This is a genomic window from Rhodoplanes sp. P11, from assembly GCF_964266735.1.
In the GTDB taxonomy this organism is placed as follows: Bacteria; Pseudomonadota; Alphaproteobacteria; order Rhizobiales; family Xanthobacteraceae; genus Rhodoplanes; species Rhodoplanes serenus.
On the sequence record NZ_CAXWGY010000001.1, the window covers coordinates 628003 to 642725 of the forward strand.

12 protein-coding genes, 1 tRNA gene and 1 pseudogene are annotated in these 14723 nt (G+C 70.1%); 9 read left to right on the forward strand and 5 right to left on the reverse strand.

The features are described from left to right. Window positions 1–34 precede the first annotated feature (34 nt). Entirely contained in the window at window positions 35–1984 is a 1950-nt protein-coding gene (locus tag ACFQUV_RS02840) for a multicopper oxidase family protein (protein ID WP_129611537.1), read from the reverse strand. Window positions 1985–2224: 240 nt separating this feature from the next. On the opposite strand from ACFQUV_RS02840, the pseudogene ACFQUV_RS02845 reads away from it, so the two are divergent. Beyond that, a pseudogene (locus ACFQUV_RS02845) lies at window positions 2225–3198 on the forward strand (IS110 family transposase). A gap of 685 nt (window positions 3199–3883) precedes the next feature. Here the strand turns inward: ACFQUV_RS02845 and ctrA are convergent. Then, window positions 3884–4585, reverse strand: a complete 702-nt coding sequence (gene ctrA / locus ACFQUV_RS02850) for a response regulator transcription factor CtrA (RefSeq protein WP_111385888.1) — start codon at window positions 4583–4585, stop codon at window positions 3884–3886. Between the two features lie 484 nt (window positions 4586–5069). Here ctrA and fliI point away from each other — a divergent pair, with 484 nt between their 5' ends. The 4 genes from fliI (at window position 5070) to ACFQUV_RS02870 (ending at window position 8900) form a co-directional block, all read left to right on the forward strand. Then, on the forward strand, window positions 5070–6392 hold the full coding sequence (fliI, locus tag ACFQUV_RS02855; RefSeq protein WP_129607709.1) for a flagellar protein export ATPase FliI: 1323 nt from the start codon (window positions 5070–5072) through the stop codon (window positions 6390–6392). 90 nt (window positions 6393–6482) lie between these two features. Further along, window positions 6483–6899 (forward strand): flagellar export protein FliJ, encoded by a 417-nt coding sequence (gene fliJ / locus ACFQUV_RS02860; RefSeq protein ID WP_111385890.1) that lies wholly within the window; start codon window positions 6483–6485, stop codon window positions 6897–6899. A gap of 235 nt (window positions 6900–7134) precedes the next feature. After that, window positions 7135–7776, forward strand: coding sequence for an RNA polymerase sigma factor (locus tag ACFQUV_RS02865; protein ID WP_129607708.1), 642 nt, complete (start codon window positions 7135–7137; stop codon window positions 7774–7776). Then, complete coding sequence (locus ACFQUV_RS02870) at window positions 7773–8900, forward strand: anti-sigma factor domain-containing protein (protein WP_129607707.1); 1128 nt, start codon at window positions 7773–7775, stop codon at window positions 8898–8900. Before ACFQUV_RS02865 ends, ACFQUV_RS02870 begins: the two co-directional genes overlap by 4 nt. 149 nt (window positions 8901–9049) lie before the next feature. Here the strand turns inward: ACFQUV_RS02870 and ACFQUV_RS02875 are convergent, their stop codons facing one another. Together ACFQUV_RS02875 and flhA are read right to left on the reverse strand one after the other, a co-directional pair. Beyond that, window positions 9050–9259, reverse strand: a complete 210-nt coding sequence (locus tag ACFQUV_RS02875; protein WP_129607706.1) for a hypothetical protein — start codon at window positions 9257–9259, stop codon at window positions 9050–9052. A 328-nt stretch (window positions 9260–9587) separates the two neighbouring features. After that, a complete protein-coding gene (flhA, locus tag ACFQUV_RS02880) occupies window positions 9588–11708 on the reverse strand; it encodes a flagellar biosynthesis protein FlhA (protein ID WP_129607705.1) in 2121 nt (706 codons plus the stop codon). Between the two features lie 349 nt (window positions 11709–12057). On the opposite strand from flhA, the gene ACFQUV_RS02885 reads away from it, so the two are divergent. The 4 genes from ACFQUV_RS02885 (at window position 12058) to ACFQUV_RS02900 (ending at window position 13883) form a co-directional block, all read left to right on the forward strand. Continuing rightward, window positions 12058–12900 carry a Spy/CpxP family protein refolding chaperone gene (locus tag ACFQUV_RS02885; RefSeq protein ID WP_129607704.1) on the forward strand — a complete coding sequence of 281 codons (843 nt, stop codon included), beginning with the start codon at window positions 12058–12060 and terminating at the stop codon, window positions 12898–12900. A gap of 382 nt (window positions 12901–13282) precedes the next feature. Next, window positions 13283–13358: transfer RNA gene (locus ACFQUV_RS02890), tRNA-Lys, on the forward strand. A 76-nt stretch (window positions 13359–13434) separates the two neighbouring features. Beyond that, a complete protein-coding gene (locus ACFQUV_RS02895) occupies window positions 13435–13662 on the forward strand; it encodes a hypothetical protein (RefSeq protein WP_129607703.1) in 228 nt (75 codons plus the stop codon). Then, entirely contained in the window at window positions 13659–13883 is a 225-nt protein-coding gene (locus tag ACFQUV_RS02900; RefSeq protein WP_129607702.1) for a type II toxin-antitoxin system RelE/ParE family toxin, read from the forward strand. Before ACFQUV_RS02895 ends, ACFQUV_RS02900 begins: the two co-directional genes overlap by 4 nt. Window positions 13884–14022: 139 nt before the next feature. Here the strand turns inward: ACFQUV_RS02900 and ACFQUV_RS02905 are convergent, their stop codons facing one another. Next, complete coding sequence (locus ACFQUV_RS02905; RefSeq protein WP_129607701.1) at window positions 14023–14286, reverse strand: hypothetical protein; 264 nt, start codon at window positions 14284–14286, stop codon at window positions 14023–14025. Window positions 14287–14723: the final 437 nt, after the last annotated feature.

The window sequence follows — 14723 nt, forward strand, 5'->3', positions numbered from 1 at the left end:
CCGGCCGGGTGCCGCCGAGGCTCAGCGCGGGGTGTCAGCGCGGAGCGCCGTGGTCCTGCGGCTCGCCGTCCTGCTCGGGACCGACCCGGAACGGCCGCATCATCTCGTTGTCCTCGTGCTCCACCATGTGGCAGTGCCAGACGAAGCGGCCCGCCTTGGCGAACCGCATCCGCACCCGGGTGACCTGCCCGGGCGGCGCGATCACGGTGTCCTTCCAGCCGGTCTCCTCGGGCCGCGGCGGCCGGGCCCGGCCCTTGGGGCGCCCGTTCTTCTCGTCGAGCTCCTGGCGGTCGACCACCTGGAACAGCACGTCGTGGACATGCATCGGGTGGGCGTCGGCGGTGAAGTTGTGGAACGCCCAGGTCTCGGTGTCGCCGGGGGCCGGGTTCTCGCTGATCGGATCGCCCCAATGGGTGACCGTCACGCCGTCGGGGCGGCCGCGGGCCGGGTCGAAGGTGGCGAGCGCCACCTCGTGCGGCACCTCGTCCTTGCCGGACGGCGTCATCGCCTCGACCAGCGCCAGCGCCCGCTCGCGCCCGGCCGCAAGCGGCGCGATGGCCGGCATGACCAGCCGGGCCGGCGGCGTGGTCGGATCGGGGCTGGTCGGGCGCACCACCCGGAACTGCATCACCTGCCCGGTCGAGCGCGGATCGGCGCGCGCCTCGTCGTCCTCGGCGTCGCCCTTGTAGGGGGCGTCCGGCCCGCGATTGCGCAGGACCACCCGGGCGCCCGGCGCGACGCGCGAGAAGTCGACCACGAGGTCGGCCCGCTCGGCCGGCGCCAGCACCACGTCGCGCAGCTTCACCGGCGCCACCAGGTAGCCGCCCTCGCTGCCGATCTGCCAGACCTCGACGGCGGGATCGGCGAAGCGCAGCACCAGGACGCGCGAGTTGCAGGCATTGAGGATGCGCAGGCGATAGCGCCGCGCCTCGACGGTGCAGTACGGCCAGGTGCGGCCGTTCACCACCATGCAGTCGCCAAAGAACTCCGGCACCCAGATCGGCGGCACCGCGCTCGCCGGGATGTAGGGGCCGGCGTAATCGTCGAACAGCTTGCGGCTGTCGGGATAGTAGAGCGAGCCGTCGGTGTTGAAGGCGCGGTCCTGGATGGCAAGCGGAATGTCGTGCGTGTCCGCCGGCAGCACGGCGGCTGCGCCGCTGCCGGCGACGGTCGGGTGGTCGGCCGGATCGTCGCTGCGGATCAGCCAGAAGCCGGCCAGCCCGGCATAGACGTTGAGCCGGGTGATGCCGAGCGTGTGGTCGTGGAACCACAGGGTCGAGGGGCGCTGGCTGTTGGGATAGCGGAACGTCATCCGTCCGGGTCCCCAGTCGCCGCCGCCCGCCTTGGTCCAGAAGAAGTCGTACCAGGTGCCGACCGGGGCGAAGCCCTCCGGCAGATCGGCGGCGTCGGGCAGCACCCAGGCTTCCGGATAGCCGTCGCTCCAGTCCTCCACCTCGGCCATGCCGTGGACATGCGGCACCAGCGGCACCGGCCCGGTGTAGGGACCGGGCGTCTTGTCGAAGGTCGGGCGGGTGTCGCGGCGGCCGCCCGGATTGGCCCAGTGGAGGGTCGGATCGACCGGCAGGAGATGCGGGCGGAAGCGGCGGTCCGGCCCCACAAGGTCGTTGATCCAGGTGACCTCGACCGGGGTGCCGCGGGTCGCCTCGATGGTGCAGGCGGGCGAGACGAAGCGCGCCGGGTCGCCCTCCGGCCCGTAGCTCCACACCCGGGTCGGCCGGAACGGCGGCGGCAGTATCTGCTGCATGTGCTCGCGCGCGGCGATCCGGTAGGCGTTCGGCCCGGAGCGCGGCATCGCCGCCGGGATGGCGAGCGGCAGGACGAACTTGTCGATGCGGGAGGGCTTCAGGGTGCCGCCGATCACCGGGCCGGCGACCGCCTCGCGGCGGCCCGACGGCCCGAGCACGAACAGGCCGAGCGACGCCCCCGCTCCGGCGGCGATGAAGACCCGGCGATTCACTGGCATTCCGTACGCTCCCTTCGGCCGATCGGACCGACTGTACGGACAAGCCGGGCCGTTCGGCCAGCCGGATCGGCGGCAGGCGCCCCGGCCGGTTCGCGTCATGCTTGTTTCCGGGTGATCAGTTCCCGTCATTCCGGGGCGCCGCTTCGCGGCTTCCGGAATGATGGGGTGGACGGCCCCTGGCGGCATCTCTGTGCCAATCTGGCCGGTGATGAACTCGTTCCGGAAGCGGAGCCGTCCACGATGAGCATTCCCATGATTGGGTTGGACCTTGCGAAGACGATCTTCCACGTGCACGGGATCGATGCATCCGGGACGGTGGTGCTCCGGCGGTCGTTGAGGCGGGGCCAGGTGGAGCGCTTCTTCGCCGCGCTGTCGCCGTGCGTGGTCGAGATGGAAGGCGTGTGGCGGATCGCACCATTGGGGCGGCTGTTGCAGCGGCTCGGGCACGCGGTGCGGATGATGCCGGCGCACTACGTGAAGCCCTCCGTCAAGCGCAACAAGACCGACGGGCGCGACGCCGAGGCGATCTGCGAGGCGGCGAGCCGGCCGACCATACGGCGAACGCGATGCGGGCCGGGCTCGCCGAGTTCGGCATCGTCGCCGCCCAGGGCCAAGCCGGACTGGATGCGCTGCTGAAGGAACTCGCGGCCGGCCCGCAGGGCCTTCCGGAGGCGGCGCGTCCGGCGCTGTCGCTGCTGGCTGTCCAATGGGAGACCGTGGATGCGCTGGTGCGCAAGCTCGAGGCGCAGATTGCGCGGCTCGCCCGGGCGGACGCGGCGGCGCGTCGACTGATGGAGATACCAGGCGTCGGGCCGATCACGGCCAGCATGGTGGTCGCCAAGGTGCCCGATGCGGGCCTGTTCGACGGTGCCCGCGACTTCGCCGCCTGGATCGGCCTCACGCCGCGCCAGGACAGCACCGGCGGCAAGCAGCGCTCGGTCGGCATCTCCAAGCAGGGTGACCGCACCCTGCGGCAGTTGCTCGTGCTGGGTGCCACCTCGCAGCTTCGCCAGGCGCGTGCCAAGGGCATCCGCGACCCCTGGCTGCGCGATCTTCTGGCGCGGCGCCCCGCCAAGGTGGTGGCCGTCGCGCTCGCCGCCAAGACGGCGCGCATCATCTGGGCGCTGCTCGAGACGGGCGAGCGTTATCGCGCCAAGGACCTCCCCGAGAACCTCCCCGAGGGGCGCCACCAGAGCCTTCCCGCGGCCGCCTGAACCAGACGTCGAAGGATCGCTGTCCGGCCCCGAACAGGCCGGTCGGCGGAGCAAGGGAGCCGAAGGCACGACGGTAAACGGTCAGGAACCGGGATCGGGACACTCCTCGTCGTCATCGCACCGCGAATGCGTCGGAATGATCGGAGCCCGATCCGCGAAGTCCCTCAGGGCCAGCGGTCATCGACCGCATCCAAAGGCCGGATACATGACCGCTCCCGATCCGCCCCGCCGAAAAAGCACCCTTGCCAACCAGGGGCCGTCCATACATGACCACCCAATGGATCAGCCGGATCTCGTTTTGAGGCGACGGCGGGGCTCGGTGCCGAGCCCCGCAGGCCGCCGCAGGTCTCCCGCAGGTCGCCGCCGATCGTAGCCCGGGAGCGAGCCGCGCGACACTCCGCACGCTTGCCGTGCTCCGCACCGTCAGCCCCGGCGTCGACCTGGAGCGGAATCCGATCCAACTGGATCGTGCTCCGCTCCAGACGTCCTTGCATGATCGCATTTTCGACGGCGAACCGGCGTCCACTTCGCCGGACAATGCTCTAAAACAAAAACCCCGCCATTCACGGCGGGGTTCGGAAGTGTCCGAGTTCGGGAGGAGAGCCCACGGCTCCGCGGAAAACTCCGAAACTCTCGGGGCGAGGGGCCGGCCAAGCCGACGCGATCAGATCCGGCGCCGTCGCGATCAGATGGCGATGCGCGCCTCGTCGTCGGAGGGCTCGCGCAAGACGTAGCCGCGGCCCCACACCGTCTCGATATAGTTGCGGCCCTGCGATGCGTTGGCGAGCTTCTTGCGCAGCTTGCAGATGAAGACGTCGATGATCTTCAGCTCGGGCTCGTCCATGCCGCCGTAGAGATGATTGAGGAACATCTCCTTGGTCAGCGTCGTGCCCTTGCGCAGGCTGAGGAGCTCCAGCATCTGGTACTCCTTGCCGGTGAGATGCACCCGCTGGCCGCCGACCTCGACCGTCTTGGTGTCGAGATTGACGACGAGATCGCCGGTCTGGATGACCGACTGGGCGTGTCCTTTGGAGCGCCGCACGATGGCGTGGATGCGGGCCACCAGCTCGTCCTTGTGGAACGGCTTGGTCATGTAGTCGTCGGCGCCGAAGCCGAGACCCTTCACCTTGTCCTCGATGCCGGCGAGGCCGGAGAGGATCAGGATCGGCGTCTTGACCTTGGAGACCCGCAGGGCCCGCAGCACCTCGAAGCCCGACATGTCCGGCAGGTTCAGATCCAGCAGGATGATGTCGTAGTCGTAGAGCTTGCCGAGATCGACGCCCTCTTCGCCGAGATCGGTCGTGTAGACGTTGAAGCTCTCCGACTTCAGCATCAACTCGATGGATTGCGCCGTCGCGCTGTCGTCTTCGATCAGGAGAACGCGCATGCCAGTCCCCTTCCATGCCGCGTCGGATTGAGGGCGGCCCGCCGTACTGGAGGCCAACTCTGACGCCTCGGGACCCAACTGATTCGAAAGGTTAACGAGCAACCATTAACAAAGTCTGATTCCGGTGCGCAAGACGGTGCTGGGCAGGCCCGCCAGAATCGGCCTAAAATGTTGCGACAGGTCGGTTTTCTCTGCACGGTCTGTCTCACATTCCACTTTAGGATCTGGCCGTAACCGACTCAATTGACTCACCTCCGGCGGCCATGAGCCGCACGCCGGACAGGGACCCCGAGGACGGTGATTCAATGATTAACGCTCCGGGTAAACACGGAGTTAAGGCGATGTCCTCATCCGCCCGAATGGCGGCCCTGGTGGCCTGCACGCGGCGCGGGAGGTGGCGCCATACCAATGTCGCGGGTCCGATCCGTGCCGAAGTGGCCGCCCGTCTCTCGGCCGAAGCCGGCCCGCCGGCTGGAGCCGGCCCGTGAGGCAGCTCGCCGACCAGATCGCCGAGATCGACGAGGTCGAGGTCTACGGCCGGGTGGTCGGGGTGCGCGGCCTGATGGTCGAGGTCGCCGGGCCGCTGCATGCCATGTCGGTCGGCGCGCGGGTCGGCGTCGAGACCGCCGGCCGGGCGATTCCCTGCGAGGTGGTCGGCTTCTCGGGCGACCATGCGCTCCTGATGCCGTTCGCGGCCCTCGAAGGGGTGCGGCGCGGCTGCCGCGCCCTGGTGATGTCGTCGCATGCGACGGTGCGGCCGTCGGTCGGCTGGCTCGGCCGGGTGGTCAACGCGCTGGGCGAGCCGGTGGATGGGCTAGGGCCCCTGCCGCCGGGGCCGACGCCCTGCCGCTTCCGCAACAGCCCGCCCTCGGCGCATGCCCGTCAACGGGTCGGCGGCCCCATCGATCTCGGGGTGCGCGCCCTCAACACCTTCATCACCTGCTGCCGCGGCCAGCGCATGGGCATCTTCGCCGGCTCCGGCGTCGGCAAGTCGGTGCTGCTGTCGATGCTGGCCCGCAACGTCGATGCCGACGTCTCGGTGATCGGGCTGGTCGGCGAGCGCGGCCGCGAGGTGCAGGAGTTCCTCCAGGACGATCTCGGGCCCGAGGGCCTCGCCCGCTCGGTCGTGGTGGTGGCCACCTCGGACGAGCCGGCGCTGATGCGCCGCCAGGCCGCCTATCTGACCCTCGCCATCGCCGAGTATTTCCGCGACGAGGGAAAAAGCGTCCTGGTGCTGATGGATTCGGTCACCCGCTTCGCCATGGCGCAACGCGAGATCGGCCTTTCGGCCGGCGAGCCGCCGACCTCCAAGGGGTACACGCCGACGGTGTTCACCGAGCTGCCGCGCCTTCTGGAGCGGGCCGGCCCGGGGGCAGGGGCGGGGGCGATCACCGGCATCTTCACGGTGCTGGTGGACGGCGACGACCACAACGAGCCGGTGGCGGATGCGGTGCGCGGCATCCTGGACGGCCATATCGTGATGGAGCGCGCCATCGCGGAGCGTGGCCGCTACCCGGCCATCAACGTGCTCAAGTCCGTGTCGCGAACCATGCCCCGGTCGTGCGATCCGGAGTATCTGCCGGTGGTGATGCGGGCGCGGCGCGTGATGGCGACCTATGCGGACATGGAGGAGCTGATCCGGCTCGGCGCCTACCGGCCGGGATCGAGTGCCGAGGTGGACGAGGCGATCCGCCTCAACGATCCGCTGCAAGCCTTTCTGTCCCAGGCCAAGACGGACGCCACCTCGCTGGCGGAAGGCTATCGGAGGCTCGAGCAAATCCTCTCGGACGCGGAAACCGAAAACTAAGATTGTGCCCCGACAATGGCGCCGTGTTGGAGCGGCTCTCGGCCCTGGCGATCGAGGCTGCGCGCTCGGGCTTCTGGGGAGTAACAGTCGATGAAGTCGCGCGATACACTCATTCGGCTCAAGAAGTTTCAGGTGGACGAGAACCGCCGCAAGGTCGCGCAGATCGAGACCATGATCGCCGAGTTCCTGCGCATGGCGGGTGATCTCGACCGCGAGATCCAGGTCGAGCAGGACCGGGCCGGCGTCCACGATCCGGCCCACTTCGCCTACCCGACCTATGCCAAGGCCGCCATGCAGCGGCGCGAGAACCTCAAGCGATCCGCCGACGAACTGTCCGGCCAGCTCGAGGAGGCGCGGGCGGCGCTCCAGGAATCCTTCGAGGAGCTGAAGAAGGTCGAGCTGCTCGACGAGCGCGACCAGCTCCGCGATCGCCATGCCGAGGCCGCCCGCGAGCAGGCGGAGCTCGATTCGATTGCGGGCTTGCGCGCCGCGCGCGCCGCCGGCTGAGCGGTTGTCCGAGCCCACCAACCCGGTCTTCCACGGCCCGGGCGGCCCTGCCGCTCGGGCCGTGGAGCATTTTCCGGCGAAGTGGGATCCGGTTCGCCGTCCAAAATGCGATCACGCAAGGACTCTAGAGCGGAATCCGATCCAGTTGGATCGGATTCCGCTCTAGTTTGCGGGACGACGCGGTTCGCGCATAATCCGTCCATCGCGTCGCCGACGGTGCGGGGGGCTCGACCGCATGCTGACATCGGCCGAACTGGTCTGGCTGCTCGCCGCGACCGCCAAGGGCGATGTCGCGGCGTTCGAGCGTCTCTATGGCGCGACCCGGGCCAAGCTCTACGGCATCGTGCTGCGCATCCTCGATCGGCCCGACCGGGCCGGCGAGGCCCTCCAGGACGCCTTTCTCACCATCTGGTCGCAGGCCGCCGGATTTGCCCCGGGTCGGGACGATCCGCTGGTCTGGATGGTGGCGATCGCCCGCCGCCACGCGCTCGACCTGGCCCGCCGGCCGGTGTCCGACAGGCCGGTGCCCGACACCGCAGCCGCGCCGAAGGGGGACGGCCAGCCGGACGCCGCCGAGGCCATCGGGGCGGACGGCCCCGGGGGCGGCCGCGATGCCGATCCGGACCCCGAACCCGAGTCCGCGCCGGCGAGCACCGGCGAGCCGCCGCCGTCGCGCCCGCCGGTGGGGCCGGCGCTGGAGCGCCTGCTCGGCAGCCTCGGACGCCTGCCGCCGGACCGCCAGCGGATGATCCTGCTCGCCTATTTCGGTGGGCTCGACCGCGACGCTCTGGCGCGCGCCTTCGACCGATCGCCCGAGGCGGTGCGCCGCGACGTCCGGCTGGCGCTCGCCGAGATCCGCGACGGGTTCGGGCCATGACGGACCGCGATCCCGACCAGCCGCGAGACCCTGCTGGGGTGCCCGACGGGGCGGCCGGCCACGACCGGGCCGGGCTCGCCGCCGAGTACGCGCTCGGCACCCTCGACGCCGGCGAGCGGGCCGCGGCGGCCGCCCTGCTGGCGACCGACCCGGCCTTCGCGGCCCAGGTGGCGGCATGGGAGCGACGCCTCGGCGAGCTTCACGCCATGGTCGAGCCGGTGCCGCCGCCGGCGGCGCTGTGGGGCGGGCTCGCGGCGCGCCTCCCGCCCGCCACGCCCGTGGCGGGCCTCGCGCCTGCGGTGGGCTTGGCGCCCGCGGTGGGACTTGCGCCCGCCGATCGGCCGCCGGCCATTCCACCCCCGCCGTCGATCGCCCCTCCTGCTGTCGCGCCTCCTGCCGCGCCGGGATCGTCTGCCCTCGACCCCTCGTTCATCGAGCCGCCGCCCGAGCCGTCGCACGATCCGTCAGTCGGTGGATCGCTGCCGTCCCTGGCGCGGGAACGGGCGCTGGTGGTTCATGCCGAGCGGCCGCCCGACGACGACGCGGCGGTGGCGCGGCTGGCGCGCCGCGTCCAGGGCTGGCGCAGCGCCGCCGCGGGTCTCGCCGCCTTCTCGCTCGCGCTCGCCACGCTCACGGTGCTGGCGGCGCTGTCGCCGGACCTGCTGCCGATGGGGTTGCGGCCGTCGCCACGGCTCGTCGAGGTGCCGCGCGAGGTGGTGCGCTCCGTCGAGGTGCCCGGGCTGGCGCCCGGCCGCCATATCGCGGTGCTGCAACCGGCCGGGACCGCGCCGGCTTTCGTCGTCACCCTCGATTCTGACCGCAAGAGCCTGATGGTGCGTCGCCTGTCTCCCGAGGACGAGGGCGACAAGCGTTACGAGCTGTGGCTGGTGTCGGACCGGCTGCCGGCGCCGCGCTCGCTCGGGCTGCTGGGGCCGGAGACCTTCACGATCGTGCCGGCGATCGCCGCCTTCGACCGGGAGATCGTCGAGACTGCCGTCTACGCGGTGTCGCTGGAGCCGTCGGCGGGATCGCCGATCGACGGGCCGAGCGGGCCGGTGAGCTATTCGGGCCGCGCCGTGGAGGCGGTGCCGGTGCTGCCGGCCGAGCCGCCGGGCGGGGGCTGAGAGAAGTCACAACGCGGCTGCGCCGCCCGGAAACGCCGATGGCCGGGCGCAGGGCCCGGCCATCGGGAGATCCGTCTCGCAAGGGGGATTGCGACGAGCCGGTCCGCCGGGGGGCTGGCGAAGCGCGGCGCGGGGGGCGGCGGACCCAGTCAGCGAACGAAAGTGGGGGTCTCGCTGGTCGACATCATCACGGCCTTGCCGGCCTTCACGGGGGTCGACGCGACCCCATAGGCGCGGCTGTCGTCCACCGCATGGGCGGTGATGCCGATCACCATGATGGCGATCGAGGCGACCAGGGCGAGAACGACGACCTTCAGGTGAGTGATCCGATCGGCGGTGGCGAGCGAAGCGTTGTTCATTGGGACCCCTCCCGAGTGCTTGTCCGTTGGTCGCCGCGTTCCGTCCCGAGGTTCATGCCGCCGGTTGGCCCGGCCGGTTCGCCTGTCGGAGCGTGGTGTGCGCGACCATCCCGTTCGCGCCGATAACCCGCGTAGAGGGGAATGGTTTCCTCTCCGGGTTGTCACGATTCCGTGATGCGCGACCCGGAAAAAGGATAAAAGCTTCAGTTCAAGAACGACTTACAGATTTCGTTCGAATTCGATCCATGGTCTCTGCCGCCGGCGGCCGGGACGCGGCGCCGCACGGACGGCGCGCGCCGTCCGTGCCGGTCGACCCCGGAGACCGGCCTCAGATGCTGCCGACCGTCCGCAACCGGGCCCGCGGATGGATCTCGGACTGGGACAGCACCGGCGTCTGGGCGCGGAAGCGCTCGACGATCGAGCGGACGAACGGCCGGATGCCCGGCGAGGTGACCAGCACGGGGGCCTCGCCCATGCGGGCCGCCTCCTCGAACCGCTCGCGCACCAGCGTGATGAACTCGGACAGGCGCGACGGCTGCATGGCGAGCTGGCGGTCGTCGCCCTGGCCGACGATCGACTCGGCGAACGCCTGCTCCCACCGCGCCGTGAGGGCGATCAGCGGCAGCAGGCCCTGGGGCGAGGTGTGCTGGGCGCAGATCTGGCGGGCGAGGCGGGTGCGGACGTGCTCGACCAGGATGGCGGGGCTGCGGGTGAAGCCGAGGCCGTCGGCGATTCCCTCCAGGATGGTGCCGAGGTCGCGGATCGAGATGCGCTCGGTGAGCAGGAGCTGGAGCACCCGCTGGATGCCCGTGATGGTGATCTGCGACGGCACGATGTCCTTCACCAGCTCGCCCTGCTCCTTGGGCAGCTCGCGCAGCAGCTTCTGCACCTCGGCATAGGACAAGAGCTCGGAGATGTTGGCCTTGAGCTGCTCGGTGAGGTGGGTGGCCAGCACCGTGGCGGCGTCCACCACCGTGTAGCCGCGCACCGCGGCCTCCTCCTTGAGGGCGGCGTCGATCCAGGTGGCCGGCAGCCCGAAGGTCGGCTCGGTGGTGTGCATGCCGGGCAGGTTCACCTGGCCGCCCATCGGGTCCATGGCCATATACTGGTTCGGCCACACCCGCCCGCTGCCGGCCTCCACCTCCTTGATCTTGATCATGTAGGTGTTGGCGTCGAGCTGCACGTTGTCGAGGATGCGCACCGACGGCATCACGAAGCCCATCTCCATCGCGAGCGAGCGACGCAGTGCCTTGATCTGCTCGGTGAGCCGGTCGCTGCCGTTCGGCGAGTTGACCAGCGGCAGCAGGGCGTAGCCGAGTTCGATCTTGAGCTCGTCGATGCGCAGCGCGGCACTGATCGGCTCCTCGGCGGGGGCCGCCTGGGCAGCCGCCTCGACGCTCGCCGCCGCCACCTGCACCTCGGTCTTGGCTTTGCGATCGATCATCCAGGCGAGGGCGCCGGCGCCGCCGCCGAGCAGCAGGAAGGGCAGCATCGGGATGCCGGGCAGCATGCCGATCACCAGCATGACGGCCGACGACATGCCGAGCGCCTTGGGATAGCCGGAGAGCTGCCGCAGCAGCGCCTGGTCGGCGGCTTCCGACAGGCCCGCCTTGGAGACCAGGAGGCCCGCCGCCGTCGACACGATCAGGGCCGGGATCTGGGTGACGAGGCCGTCGCCGACGGTCAGCACCGTGTAGCTGCGGCCGGCCTCGGCGAACGAGATGCCCTGCTGGGCGATGCCGATGACGATGCCGCCGATGATGTTGATGAAGACGATCAGCAGGCCCGCGATGGCGTCGCCGCGGACGAACTTGGAGGCGCCGTCCATGGCGCCGTAGAAGGAGCTTTCGTCCTCCAGCTCCTTGCGGCGGGTGCGCGCCTCCTTCTCGTCGATGAGGCCGGCCGAGAGATCGGCGTCGATCGCCATTTGCTTGCCCGGCATCGCGTCCAGGTTGAAGCGTGCGGCGACCTCGGCGATGCGGCCCGAGCCCTTGGTGATCACCACGAAGTTCACGATCACCAGGATCGTGAACACGATGATGCCGATAACGAAGTTGCCGCCCATCACGAAGTTGCCGAACGCCTCGATGACGTGGCCGGCGGCGGCGGTGCCCTCGTGCCCGTGCGACAGGATCAGCCGCGTCGACGCCAGGTTGAGGGCGAGGCGCAGCATGGTCGACATCAGGAGCACGGTCGGGAAGGTGGAGAACTCCAGCGGGCGGTGGATGAACAGCGAGGTCATCAGGATCAGCACCGAGGTGATGATCGAGACCGCCAGGGCGAAGTCGAGCAGGAGAGGCGGCAGCGGCAGGATGAGGACGACCAGGATGGTCATCACGCCGACCGCGAGCGCGATGTCGCCGCTCCTCAGCGTGTCGCCGATCTCGCGCAGGCTCGGCAGGCCGAAGCCCTTCGCCGCGCCGCCGCGTCCTGCCGTCACGTCGGACATCGAAACGATTCCACCCCGGCGCCACCGGCGGCGCCTCCCCGGCAAAATTTGCCGGGTGGATGGTTACGAGACCGTTAACGCGCCCCGAAAGCACCGATATTCGAGAGGTTTCGGCCGGTTCGGGCGAGCCAGGATGGGGGGCCGGCGGCCATGCCTCGGCGAGAGCGCCGGCGGAGGCGCGCCCGTCCGGTGAGTTTCGTCATCCGAGTGCCGTGCCGCGCACGTATTCGTGACACAGTCGCGGCGACGCCATGGCCGACATTACAAGGCGGTAATGCTGTCCGAAGTTTAACTTGAGGGCAGGCTCGGACGAATACTACCCTCGTCTCGTATTCAACGGGAGGGTCGCATGTGGAAATCGCTTCTCGCCGGCACCGCGCTTCTCGCGCTGGCGGGATCGGGACTGGTGCTGGCGCAGCAGAACTCGCCCGAGCCCCGCTCCCCGGGGGCGTCCATGCCGTCGACCGGCGCGTCGTCCTCGGACCGCGCCGCCACCGATCGCCAGGCATATCTCGAGGCGCGAATCGCGGCGCTGCGGGCCGGCCTCCAGCTCGGCCCCGAGCAGGAGAAGGCGTGGCCGGCGTTCGAGCGGGCCTATCGCGCCTTCGTGGCCATGCGGGCCGAGATGCGCGACGCCATGCGGAACCGCCGGGACATGGGTGAGGGTGACCCGATGGAGCGGCTGGAGCGCTTCGCCGATCGCGCGAGCCGGCGAGCGACGGCACTGAAGGATCTCGCCGACGCCACCGGGCCGCTGGTCCGCAGCCTGGACGACAGCCAGAAGCGCCGCTTCTGGGCGCTGGCGCGGCCGCTCGGTCCGCGCTTCGCCGATGCCGGCCAGGATCGCGGTCCCGGTGGCTGGCACCACGACGGCCACCATCATGGCCATGGCCATGGCGATCGTGACGGCGGCTATGGCCGGTACGGTCATCACCATTATGGCTACGGCCAGGGCTGGAGCGATCGTTTCGACCGACACGGCGACGATGGCTATCGCCGCGACGGCGACCGACGCGACGGCTACGGCCGGGGTTATGGACGCGGCCCCGACGGTGGCCGCAGTGATGACGGACCGCCGTGGCGCGAAGGCCGACGCTTCGATGACGACCGCCGCGGCGGACACGGATCGGGCCCGCCGCCCCGGCGCGACGACGACCGCCGCCGCCCGTCCACCGGAGAGGAGCGGCTGTAGCGGCAAGCGACCGCCTCTGTTCCTCACTTCGGACGTCGCTCGCCAGAACGATCTGTCGGCGGCGTCCGTCTTGAGACGTCCTCTACAGGCCCGGACGTCGCACCCGATGCCTCCCCCCAGCCCCCCAGCGACGATCGGGCCTAGAGGCCGCCGGACTTCGGTCCGGCGGCCTCGGTGTTTCCGGAGGGTCCTCGTGCCGGCTGGGCCGTCCCGTCCCGTCCGGCCGGTGCCGGCGGCGGCGGCCGGCGGCGGCGATCGGCAGCCTGTGGGCCGGTGCGAGGCCGCCATGCACGCGGCTCGACCGTGACGGTGGAAAAATCCGGCGCGGCGTGGTGGACACGGCCGGCCACGTTTGCTACAGACGCGCGCCGCCAAGGCGTGCGGGCGCATAGCTCAGTTGGTAGAGCAGCTGACTCTTAATCAGCGGGTCCAAGGTTCGAGTCCTTGTGCGCCCACCACTAAAATCTAAAGCTGCGGACTTCTGCGGCTGTGGGTCGGTTGTCCGGGGCGACGTGGTCGCCTATGATCACGGACATGACCAAGTTGCTCGAACGAGCCTTCGAAGCAGCGCGCGCGCTACCGCCCGAAGCGCAAGACGAGATCGCGCGCCTCATGCTCCATATCGCTGCCGACGGTGGCGAGCCCGAAGCGATCGAACCCGCGCACCTTCCGGATGTGCTCGCGAGTCTCGCTCGAGCCAAGTGCCGCGAGTTCGCCACGGATGCCGAGGTCGAAGCGGCGTTCCGACGCTTCGAAGGATGAAGCTTCATTACACCCCCGAAGCGGTCGCCGACCTCGTTCGTATTGCCGATGACATCCGGGTGCACAATCCCGCAGCCGCACTGCGGGTCCGTGCCGCCATTCTCGACAGTATCCAAACCTTGATTTTGTTTCCGGGCGCCGGACGGCGGCAAGCTGCCGGCGAGGCCGTGATCCTCAACATCAAGCACCCCGCGCAGCGGCGCGAGCACGAGGACGCGTGAATCCTTGATGTCCGCCGCCGCGGTGTGATCCGCGACGGCGCAGGCTGGCACCCTGACGGCGCGGCACAGCGTCGGCGTCCGCCTGCTGGCGAACGAGCCGCCACGGCCGGGGCGGCTCGTGGCTTCTGCCGGGCGCCGGTCAGTTTGCGCGGCGCTGCCCGGCGCCCCGCAGGGCCTTGGCGCGGTCGTGGCGCAGCGCCTGCGCGGCCTTCTGGGCCGCAGCCGCGCTGGCGAACCGCCGATGGTCGAGCGGATAGTAGGCCGAGGCGGCCGCATGGAACGTGTAGCCGTCGCTGTCGCGGACCACGATGCCGACCGCATCGTCGTCGACCTCGATCACATAGGCTTGCGGGGCGGGCGGCGGCTGGCGCGTGAGCGCGGGCCGAGCGGATTGAAGAGACATCGGTGAAGACCTTCCCGGGCACTGCGGCGGTGAGGCGCGCAGACGCGGTTTCGAGCGTGAGATGAAGTGGAGCGAAGCGAAATGATCAGGCGTCGCTGCGACACATCCCGCAGGCCGCCACGAAGCGGCGGCTCGAACCGGGGAGGGTGGCGAAGGTCGTGAGGAAGGTGGTCCTGCTGCGCATCGCGAGTCGTTCCTTGTCCGGGCCTGATGGCCGGGTTGGAGCCCACGATCGCCGTTCGGCGTTCAGCGTGGCGCTTTAGCTTTGGTGACGCGGTGCAAGCTGCTCCGTCAAATCCCGCGGTCGGACCAGGCGCACGCCACCCGACGTCTCCAGATTGCCGCGAAGGCTCTCCCGATACAAGGCGGCGGAATTTCTTTCTTCCGGCCATCCGGGAGCAAAAGTGACTTCGCGGCCTTCGACGCCTGCGGGGCAC